This window comes from Streptomyces sp. SID5785 (assembly GCF_009870065.1).
GTDB lineage: Bacteria > Actinomycetota > Actinomycetes > Streptomycetales > Streptomycetaceae > Streptomyces.
Map to the genome: position 1 here is coordinate 1 of NZ_WWIA01000566.1, position 7,205 is coordinate 7,205.

Annotated in this window: 6 protein-coding genes; 2 read left to right on the plus strand and 4 right to left on the minus strand. The window is 71.9% G+C overall.

Going from position 1 to position 7,205, the window contains the following annotated elements; all coding sequences use genetic code 11:
• The 3 genes from GTW43_RS18435 to asnB form a co-directional block, all read right to left on the minus strand.
• On the minus strand, positions 1 to 844 hold an 844-nt coding region (locus tag GTW43_RS18435; RefSeq protein WP_161303113.1), incomplete at its 3' end, for a sterol desaturase family protein.
• 88 nt (positions 845 to 932) lie between these two features.
• Positions 933 to 1,523, minus strand: a complete 591-nt coding sequence (locus tag GTW43_RS18440) for a TetR/AcrR family transcriptional regulator (protein WP_161303114.1) — start codon at positions 1,521 to 1,523, stop codon at positions 933 to 935.
• A gap of 101 nt (positions 1,524 to 1,624) precedes the next feature.
• Entirely contained in the window at positions 1,625 to 3,466 is a 1,842-nt protein-coding gene (gene asnB / locus GTW43_RS18445) for an asparagine synthase (glutamine-hydrolyzing) (RefSeq protein ID WP_161303115.1), read from the minus strand.
• Between the two features lie 601 nt (positions 3,467 to 4,067).
• Here asnB and GTW43_RS18450 point away from each other — a divergent pair.
• A complete protein-coding gene (locus GTW43_RS18450) occupies positions 4,068 to 5,390 on the plus strand; it encodes an aldehyde dehydrogenase family protein (protein ID WP_161303116.1) in 1,323 nt (440 codons plus the stop codon).
• Between the two features lie 71 nt (positions 5,391 to 5,461).
• Here GTW43_RS18450 and GTW43_RS18455 read toward each other — a convergent pair whose 3' ends face one another.
• Complete coding sequence (locus GTW43_RS18455) at positions 5,462 to 6,289, minus strand: MarR family transcriptional regulator (protein WP_161303117.1); 828 nt, start codon at positions 6,287 to 6,289, stop codon at positions 5,462 to 5,464.
• Between the two features lie 166 nt (positions 6,290 to 6,455).
• Here GTW43_RS18455 and GTW43_RS18460 point away from each other — a divergent pair.
• On the plus strand, positions 6,456 to 7,205 hold a 750-nt coding region (locus GTW43_RS18460; RefSeq protein ID WP_343246051.1), incomplete at its 3' end, for an alpha/beta fold hydrolase.

A 7,205-nucleotide genomic window follows, 5' to 3' on the forward strand; every position in this document is an offset into this window, starting at 1 on the left:
GCCAGCCCGGCGGCGCGAGGACATAACCGGCCTTGTCGCGCCACCGCCGCGCTCCGCGCACGTCGCGCACCATGCGGGCGAACTCCCCGTACTGGAGGGTCAGCAGGTTGTACGTGTTCACGGGCGTGGTGAGTCCGTAGGTCGGCCGGTGCAGCTCCTTCTGGAAGGTGCCGAACATCCGGTCCCAGACGATCAGGATTCCGCCGTAGTTCTTGTCGAGGTACTCCGGGTCGCTGCCGTGATGGACACGGTGATGCGAGGGGGTGTTGAAGACGAACTCGACGGGGCGCGGCAGGCGTCCGACGGTCTCGGTGTGGGTGAAGAACTGATAGATCAGGTTGACCGTGAAGGCGACGTAGATCGTCCACGGCGAGAAGCCCAGCAGCGGCAGGGGCGCCCAGAAGATCGCCTCCGACCAGGGGTTCCACTTCTGCCGCAGGGCGGTGCCGAAGTTGAAGTACTCGCTCGAGTGGTGCGCCTGGTGCGCGGCCCAGCCGATGCGCACCCGGTGCGAGAAGCGGTGGTTGGCGTACCAGGCGAGGTCGACGACCAGGGTCAGCAGCACCCAGCTCCACCACGTGCCGGCCGGGATGTGCCAGAGGGCGACGTACTCCCACAGGAAGACGAACACCACCAGCGTGGCCAGCTTGAACAGGAGCGAGGAGACGAGCGAGCCCACTCCCATGGCCAGGCTGGTGCGGGTGTCCCGGGCGAGGTACCCGGTCACGGGCTCGCCGGGGTCGCGGTCGCGCAGGGTCGCCGCCTCGATGACGATCGACAGGACGAAGACCGGCATCGCGTACAGCAGCGGGGTGTCGAGCTGGTGCCACACCGCCTCGGGCATGGGACGCCTCCTTGAATTGACTGATGCGTAAGTTACTCATTGGTCAATTCAAGGTCAATGGCTGTCCCGAACCCCCGCGCGTGACCGGTCAGCCGAGGGCCGCGACGAGCCGACGGCTCCTGGCCGCCATCGCCGCGGCCGTCTGCTCGGGATGCCGCAGCCACCAGTCGACGAGGGCGGCCACGACCCCGGTCCACGCCGCCACCATCGCCGAACGGTCCTCCGGATCGGTCAGCCCCCGGTCCGTCAGGAACGCGGCGACGCCGCGCTCGGCCTGCTCCCCGATGCGCCCGCGTGCCGCACACGCCGCGTCCGCCGCGGGCCCCTCGGCCGGATGGGACTGGTCGTAGACGACCTTCCAGTCGTGCGGGCGCGGTTCGAGTGCCGTGAAGATCGCCGCGAGGGTCCGGTGCGCCATGTCGAGCGTGGCCGGACCGCTGATCGCGACGTCGATGGCATCGCCGAGCACGGCCGCGGCCCGCTCCACGCACGCGACGTACAGCCCGTCCTTGGAGCCGAAGTAGCCGTAGACGAGCGGCTTGGACACGCCCGCGGCAGCGGCGACCGCACCCAGCGACAGGCCCGCGTACCCGACCCGTCCGATCTCCGCGGCCGCGACGTCCAGCATCTGCGCCTCCCGCTCGGCCCGGGGAACCCCCTTGGTCCCGACCGCACTCACCACGTCGCCCGCCCCTTCCGTCCGTACCGCTGCGCACCCCGCACCTTACGCAGTCCGCGGCGGCCGCCCCGACCGTCCGGTGCGGCCGCCGGGGCGTGGTGTCAGTCCAGGTCGAGTTCGGGCTCGTACATGTCCAGCCACAGGGCGAGGTCGAGCGTGCGCTCCAGGCCCCGGCGGGCGGCCTGCGAGACACCGAGCGGCTCGCCGTGCGCGGCGGCGGCCACCCGGTCGCGGTCGAGCAGGTCGAAGACGCGGTGCGAGGGGCGGGTGAGCAGGTCCTTGGCGTGGTCCTGCAGGGCCGTCGCGTACTTCGGGTCCTGGGTCGAGGGATAGGGACTCTTGACCCGGTCGTACACCGACCGCGGCAGCACGTCCGCGGTCGCCTCGCGCAGGAGGCTCTTCTCGCGACCGTCGAAGGACTTCAGCGCCCAGGGGGTGTTGTAGACGTACTCCACGAGCCGGTGGTCGCAGAACGGCACGCGCACCTCCAGGCCCACGGCCATGCTCGCCCGGTCCTTGCGGTCGAGAAGGATGCGTACGAAGCGGGTGAGGTGGAGGTGGCAGATGCGGCGCATGCGGTACTCGAAGTCGCTCTCGCCGTCGAGGCGTCGGATGCCGGACACCGCGGTGGCGTAGCTGTCGGCGACATAGCCCTCCAGGTCGAGACGCTTGGCGAGGTCCGGGCGGAGCACCCCGGCGTCGTCCCCGAAGTGCCGGCCCATCCGCACCAGCCACGGGAACGTGTCGGCGGTCCGGGCCTCTTCGTCGAAGAACTGCAGGTAGCCGCCGAACACCTCGTCCGCGGACTCTCCGGACAGCGCGACGGTGGAGTGCTCGCGGATGGACTTGAAGAGCAGGTACAGGGAGGCGTCCATGTCGCCGAACCCCGCGGGCAGGTCCCGGGCGCGGATGACGCGGGCCCGCACCTCCGGATCGGCCAGCGCGTGGGAGTCGAGCACGATGTCGCGGTGGTCGGTGCCGGCCGAGCGTGCCACGTCGTGCACGAAGGGCGTGTCCGGGGTGCCGCGCAGTTCGTCGGCGACGAAGTTCTCGGCCTGCCCGACGAAGTCGACCGCGAAGCTGCGCACGGTCTCGCCGCGCGCGGCGAGCTGACGGGCGGCGATCGCCGTCATCGCCGAGGAGTCGAGCCCACCGGAGAGCAGGGTGCAGCGCGGCACGTCCGAGACGAGCTGACGGCGCACGATGTCGTCGAGCAGGCTCCGCACGGTGTCGATGGTGGTGGCCTTGTCGTCGGTGTGCGCCTTGGTCTCGAGCGTCCAGTACGCGTGCCGGCGCAGCCCGGAGCGGTCGACGGTGACGACGGTGCCGGGCTCGACCTCGTGCATGCCGTCCCACACGGCGTGCCCGGGAGTCTTCACCATCGTGAACAGCTCGCGCAGCCCGTCGAGGGTGACCCGGGACCGGGCGAGCGGGTTGGCGAGGATCGCCTTCGGCTCGGAGCCGAACAGGACGCCGTCGGCCGTCTCGTAGAAGTAGAAGGGCTTGATGCCCATGCGGTCGCGGATCATCAGGAGCTTGTCCGCGCGGCCGTCCCAGACGGCGAAGGCGTACATGCCGTTGAGCCGCTCGGGCAGCGACTCGCCCCACTCCAGGTAGCCGCGCAGGACCACCTCGGTGTCCGAGTCGGTCCTGAACGTGTGTCCGCGGGCGGCGAGTTCGGATCGCAGCTCGGTGTAGTTGTAGGTCTCCCCGGAGTAGACCAGGGCGACCGTGCCGCTCGGGGTGTGCACGGTCATGGGCTGCCGCCCGCCGGGCAGGTCGATGATGGCGAGCCTGCGGTGGCCGAGCGCGGCCGGGCCGTCGATCCACGTGCCGCGGTCGTCCGGACCGCGGCACTCCATGGTCCGCGTCATCGCCTCCAACGCGTCGGCCGAGGCCCGCAGGTCACGGTCGAAGGAGACCCAGCCGGTGATGCCACACATATGTTTCCTCCTGCTTCCCGATCCGCCGTGACCGCCCGGCGGGAGCGCCCCTGGCCTGCGAGGACGCAGGCGAACGGGACGCCGGAACCCAAGCAGTTGTACACGGCATCTAGGTTTCGAGCGTGTGACATGCGGGCCGGGACGGTCAACGCGCCCGTAACGCGACGCCAGAGCCCACCCCATCGGTTTCGGCCGCCGCGAGCCCGTGAACCGGAACCGTCCCCTTCGCAAATCCTTGCCGTGGACGGCCCGACACATTCGGTTACCTGAGGCAACCAGAGCGATCCGGCCAACGGCAAAGATTCGATCAATCCTGACCGGCGGCCCCCTCGGCACGCCTCCCGCGGCCCGGCCGACCACGGGATTCCGCCATGACTCGACGCCGGCCGAATCCGCCGTCCGGCCGGCCGCCGTCGGGTCGCGGCCGCAGCGTCGGACCGAGAAGCTGGTCGCACACGACCGTGCACGCACGGTGACTGTCCCGCGGACGGAATGCGGACGGTACGCGAAAGGTTGGCCTTTACATCGAACGGTTCGGATCCCAGGACCCGACACGACCCCGCGGCGCCTCCCGGCTCCGCTCCCCGATCAGCGAGGCACCGTGAACCAGCACTCCCCCGAGCAGCCCGCCGACACCGTCGCCCGGCTGCGCGCGACCTTCCGCTCCGGCCGCACCCAGCCCGTCGCGTGGCGCACCGGCCAGCTGGGCCGGCTGCGCGAGCTCCTGACCGACCACGGCACCGACCTGGCCGACGCCCTCCACGCCGACCTGGGCAAGAGCTCCGCCGAGTCCTTCCGCACGGAGATCGACTTCACCGTGCGCGAGATCGACCACACCCTGGAGCACCTCGACGGCTGGCTGCGGCCCGAGTCCGCGCCCGTCCCCGCACACCTCGGCCCGGACGCCACCGCCTGGACGCAGTACGACCCGCTCGGCGTCGTGCTCGTCATCGCCCCGTGGAACTATCCGGCCCAGCTGCTGCTCACACCGCTGGTCGGCGCCCTGGCCGCGGGCAACGCGGTCGTGGTCAAGCCCAGCGAGATGGCCCCCGCCACCTCCGCCGTGCTCGCCCGCCTGCTGCCCCGGTACCTCGACACGGACGCGATCGCCGTCGTCGAGGGCGGCATCCCCGAGACCACGGCTCTGCTGGCCGAGCGCTTCGACCACATCTTCTACACCGGCAACGGAGCCGTCGGCCGCATCGTGATGCGCGCCGCCGCCGAGCACCTCACGCCGGTCACCCTCGAACTGGGCGGCAAGTCCCCGGTGTTCGTCGACCGGGACACGGACCTCGCCGTCGTCGCGGACCGGCTGGTCCGCGGCAAGTTCCTCAACGCGGGCCAGACGTGCGTCGCCCCCGACTACGTGCTGACCGACCCCGAGACCGCCCGCGCACTGGAGCCCGCGCTGAGCAGCGCCGTGGAGGCGCTGTTCGGCACGGAGCCGCAGACGTCGGAGGCCTACGGCCGCATCGTCAACGAGCGGCACTTCGACCGGCTCGCCGGACTGCTCGGCTCCGGCCGCACCGTCACCGGCGGCGGCACCGAGCGGGCCACGAAGTACATCGCGCCGACGGTGCTCGCCGACGTCGACCCCGACTCGCCCGTCATGCAGGAGGAGATCTTCGGCCCGATCCTTCCCGTCGTCACGGTGCCCGGTCTGGACGCGGCGATCGACTTCATCAACGACCGCGACAAGCCGCTGGCGCTGTACGCGTTCACGGAGTCCGACACCACCCGCGAGCGCCTGGCCGCCGAAACCTCCTCCGGGGGGCTGGGGTTCGGCCTGCCCCTCGCCCATCTGACCGTCTCCGACCTGCCGTTCGGCGGCGTCGGCGAGAGCGGCATGGGCAACTACCACGGCCGCTACTCCATCGAGACCTTCAGCCACCGCAAGGCCGTCCTCGCGAAGCCCCTCGACTGAACCGGGACCGGCCGCGCCCGAGCCCTCATCGGGCGTCCCGGCCGCCCTCCCTGACGGCCGCCGCTCCGTCGTCACCGTGAACCGGCGGCCACCACCGTCGCGGTGAGGGGTTCGAGGCAGCCGGTCAACTCGTCGACCTCCGCCGGGGACAGAGTCTCGTAGGGCGCCGCCGCGAGGTCGTCCGTCAGCGCCTCGATGCGGCGCTTCGTCTCCCGGCCCTCCTGCGTGAACCGGCCCTCTGCGTCGACGAGTCCACGGCTGCGGAGGCCGTCCATGACGGCGGTCAGGCGCTGTCTCGGCAGGTGGTGGATGCGCCCGAACGACTCGGGCGGATGGATGCCCTGCGCCAGGGCCGAGAGCACATGGGCCTCCGTGCCTCCGACGCCCGCGCCGACCAGCGCGGCGATGTGCCCGTCCGCGCGGTGTTCGCGCAGCATGGTCGCGCAGTGCCAGAGCCGTTCGACGGGGTCGCTCGGAACCGGCAGGGCACGCATGGCCGCGTACATCACGCGGCCCTCCATGGGCGCGTGCGTCGCCGCCCGCGCGGTGAGGTCCGCCGCCCGTGCCAGCCCGGCGGACTCCGCGCGCTCCGCGCCGACGATCCGTCGCAGCGACGCCGCGCTCCCCCTCAGCCGTGCGGCGAGCGACGCCTCCGGCGGGATCGTCTCCCAGGCACCCGGGATGTGCCGCGCGGCCTCCCCCTGCGCGAAGCTGTAGAAGGCCGCGTGCACCACCTCGGCCGGTACGCGCCCCAGCGGCGCCGCACGACTGGCGAAGTAGCCGTCCCAGTAGGTGCGGTGGCCGAGCGCGGCCAGTTCCTCGTTGCACTCGGGCGCGGAGAACGTGACCATGCAGATCGGCTCGAGAAGCTCGTACAGGCGACGCGCTGTCTGACTCATGGCGACCATCATGCTCCCGGGCCGCGCCCCGGCCCGGTACTGACCCGCAGCGCGGGACGGCGCGGGCGACTCCCCCGTGAGAGCTACGGGCACCCCGCCCAGGTGTCCTCCGGGGAGTGACGACGCGGGACGGCGGCGTCCCTAGATTCGTCCTGCGTCGCCGGGAGTGACCGGCGGCGACCCCACCCACACCCGCTCCCGAGCCGTCGCGCTCGCCGCGCACCGCCCCACCTGCCGCCTGGAGGCCCTCATGTTCCGCACCGTCGCCAAGGTCATCGCGGCCGTCGCCGTCGTCTGCACCGTGGCGGGTGCGGGACTCGTCCTCGACGAGGAGTACCGGAAGGACAGTTCGGAGGACAGTTCGCCGGGCGCGACCTTCACCGGCGTCAGGAAGCTCGGCATCGACGGGCAGCGGCTCAACGTGTCCTGCTCGGGCCGCACCGGAGCGGACGAGCCCCTGGTGATGCTGCTGCCCGGCGGCGGCGAGGGCCTCGGCAACATGGCCGCGCTCCAGAAGTCGCTGGCCCGTACGGTCCGGGTCTGCTCCTACGACCGGCCCGGCGAAGGCGCCAGCGACAAGCCCGACGGGCCGCAGCACCTCGAGGACAGCGCCCGTGTGCTCAACCGGCTGCTGGACCGGCTCGCCGGCGACCGGCCCGTCGTCCTCGCCGGCCACTCCCTCGGCGGCTACCTCGCCGCCCGCTACACCCCGTCCCACACCGACCGCGTGAAGGGACTCGTGCTGTTCGACGCGACGATCCCGTACCTCACGCGCGACATGAAGCGGACCGTCCCCGCCGCTGCGACCGGGGCGCCGGCCCAGCTGCGGGACGGTGCGCTCGCGGTCAACGAGGGGCAGAACCCGGAGCGGTTCGTCATCGAGGACGGCCCGGTCCGCTCCGCGGGGGACATCCCA

Bases quoted from the DNA above. Each gene is read 5' to 3' on its own strand.
- asnB (WP_161303115.1), bottom strand. From the start codon at position 3,466: ATGTGTGGCATCACCGGCTGGGTCTCCTTCGACCGTGACCTGCGGGCC.
- GTW43_RS18455 (WP_161303117.1), bottom strand. From the start codon at position 6,289: ATGAGTCAGACAGCGCGTCGCCTGTACGAGCTTCTCGAGCCGATCTGC.